The 2,697-nt window shown below is 29.7% G+C and carries 3 protein-coding genes; all 3 read right to left on the bottom strand.

Features of this window, described 5'->3' with window-relative positions; translation table 11 throughout:
* Positions 1-232: 232 nt before the first annotated feature.
* The 3 genes from ACFSQ0_RS02595 to ACFSQ0_RS02585 all read right to left on the bottom strand — a co-directional run bounded on the left by ACFSQ0_RS02595 (position 233) and on the right by ACFSQ0_RS02585 (position 2,282).
* On the bottom strand, positions 233-988 hold the full coding sequence (locus tag ACFSQ0_RS02595) for a hypothetical protein (RefSeq protein ID WP_379043703.1): 756 nt from the start codon (positions 986-988) through the stop codon (positions 233-235).
* A 213-nt stretch (positions 989-1,201) separates the two neighbouring features.
* Positions 1,202-1,858 (bottom strand): hypothetical protein, encoded by a 657-nt coding sequence (locus tag ACFSQ0_RS02590; RefSeq protein WP_379043700.1) that lies wholly within the window; start codon positions 1,856-1,858, stop codon positions 1,202-1,204.
* A 160-nt stretch (positions 1,859-2,018) separates the two neighbouring features.
* On the bottom strand, positions 2,019-2,282 hold the full coding sequence (locus ACFSQ0_RS02585; RefSeq protein ID WP_379043697.1) for a hypothetical protein: 264 nt from the start codon (positions 2,280-2,282) through the stop codon (positions 2,019-2,021).
* Positions 2,283-2,697 lie beyond the last annotated feature (415 nt).

The raw sequence follows: 2,697 nt of genomic DNA, 5'->3' as shown, positions 1-2,697 counted from the left end.
CCTTACAAGATGTAATCATTAATAAATAAATTAATAATATAAATCTATGTATGTTATTAAAATTTTTATACAAATTAGATTTTTTTCAAATTTTGCACAACGGTTGGGCTATGAGTAGTTGCGTGGTTTAGCACTTAACTTTGCAAGTACACACCAAACTGAAAATCCGCAAGGATTTTCAGAAGTAGGCGAGAACAAGCAATTACTTATAGCCATTGTTGGCAAATCGTTTTTATTCAATTACTGTTTGAAATCCAGAAAGACCTCGTTCGGGATGTCCCAAAATTTCAATTTTAACTCCATTTGGCTCTAATCGTCCAATTACAATTTTATTTTCCTTGTATTCAAGTCTTGAACTTCTTAATAAATTAAAAAAGTGACCCGCTATGTTTACTGTGGATTGAGTAAGTGGTAGAATATAGTCTCTCAAACTTACCATCCTTTTTGACATTCCATTTATTTTTAATTCTTTTCCTGAAACTATAAAATAATCATCTCCGCTTAATGAATATGAAGAATGAAAAAATGAATTTCTCAAAGGACTTGAGTAAAGGCTTTTAATTGTGTCAATTAGCAATTCAAATCCTGCTTTTTTCGCCAAACTTTTTAATTTATCCAATTTGTTTGCTGGTTTAAGTTCGGTTGTTGAAGTAGGTGAATTATAAAGCATAACTCCATATCTTTCTCCAAGAGTAATCCTCAACATATTGCCAATGATATTGTAAAATTCATCCATTTCGAAGATATGGCAATAAAGAAGAAGTAAAAGTCGGATTTGCTCGTGCTTATTTTCAGATTTTTCAATTAATTCAACCATTTGAAAGAATAAATCTCTGCTTTCGTGAATGTGGCTTAAAGCTCTTGGGTCGCCCATTCCATTAAAATTTATTAATGCACACACATATTCAAATTCATCCTTTGATTTAGCCTCTTTGAAAAGTCTTTCACTTTCTCTTATAAAAATTTGATATGGAAGTTCTTTCGTCATTCAAAATGTTTGCCAACGTGTTTGTATATGGCTCGTAGCGTGTAAATTAGTAATTGTTTTTCGGTTTAGCACAAGCCAGATTTTTAAATTTACTACTTATTTTTTTATTGGAAAGTTGTCAAATTTAAAAATTTGGCGACTTTCCAAACAAGTCTTAACTTTGAACTAAGCAACTGCCAAGCTATGAGCTATATACGGTGTTGTAAAACGTTTTTATTCAATTTTTTTTAACTTATCAAATTCAAAACTCATTTTCTCATATTTTTTACATTCCCACATTTTAGTAGAATTGAAATATAATAATGCTAGATAATCCTCATTAATTTTTTCGAAGGTTATATCTTTTAAGCCATTAATTGTAAATGTTATAGGAAATTTATTTTTTGGAATTTTTATTGATTTTTTATTTTCAAAACCGGTGTCTAAATTAAAACTTCCATCCTCTGATTTTATGTTTACTCCTAAGAATTCATTTTCCAATTCTTTATATGAGTAGGTTCTAATCTCAAAAGTTATAGTTGTTGTATCAGAATTTAGATTAGTAGGAACTTTACTAATATTTAAACTATCTAAAGGGTTTTCATCTTTTTCGAAAGACAGTATTAAATTATTATCACTTAGTTTATATTTTCCAAATCCTTTTTTATCAATTTCAAAGAGGTGAGTTCCACAGAATGATTGGTTCCTTTTCTTTTTATAATAAATATATGGTAAAGTTCCAATAAAAGTTTGATAACCGAAATCATCATTATCAACAATAGTTATATATTGTAGATTATCTTCAGTTATATAAATACCAGGTTCAATATTTACCTGTGAGTAAAGTGCAAAACAATTTAAAATAGCAATATATTTAAGTAATATTTTCAAAAGTTTGTTTTTTATAAATGTTTTACAACGGGTTTGTGTATGGCTCGTTGCGGAAAATCAGCTGTGATTTTCCGGCGTAACCGAAAGATAGCAAATTGCAATGAATTCCGATTAGGAATTCAGCCGCAATGAGCTATACACGTTGTTGCCACACGTTTTTTTATTCAGTTAATATTTCGTTTAATATAAAATTCAAATTTTCTTTTCCAACTTTACTTAATCCACCATATTTCATATTCGGTGAAAATGGTTCCGATTCTGTCATTCCACAACCTTCCAAACACAACCAAACCTTTCCTATTTCCTTGTTTTCTTTGTTATAAAATCTCAAAATATATTCCGATTCAGATAAATTCCAAGTAGTCTCTGACCAATTGAAATTGTTCGGATTATTGAAAAATGTAATCAAATCAGCCTTATTCAATTCCGACACAGTTTTGGAAGTCAAACGACTCGTTAGAAAGTTATTCTTAAACAGCTTAATTTTCGCAACGTGTTCTCTTGGGAATTTATATTTTCCAAATCCGAAATGCTTTTCAAACGCCTTTTCTTGTTGTTCGGTCGTTTGTGCATATAAAATTCGTTCAGTTCGTCAGTCGGAATGTGTTTCGAGTAGAATTGTCCTCTGTCAGCAATATCCCAAATAATAGCAAATCCGACTATTGCAAAAATTCCAATTACTAATAATATTTTTTTCAGGATTTTCAATTCGTGACGATTTTCTCAAATGTGTGGCAACGGCAGTCAGTCTCAAAACTACCAATTAATGCTCTTAAAAATAATATTTTTCTGATTTTTATGAAATTTATCGAGGAGTCAATATTTTTTGAAAATGATTT

Source organism: Mesonia sediminis, from assembly GCF_042684705.1.
Taxonomy (GTDB): domain Bacteria; phylum Bacteroidota; class Bacteroidia; order Flavobacteriales; family Flavobacteriaceae; genus Mesonia; species Mesonia sediminis.
The sequence above is the reverse complement of the archived record's forward strand: the minus strand, read 5'-3'. Positions and strand labels throughout refer to the sequence as shown.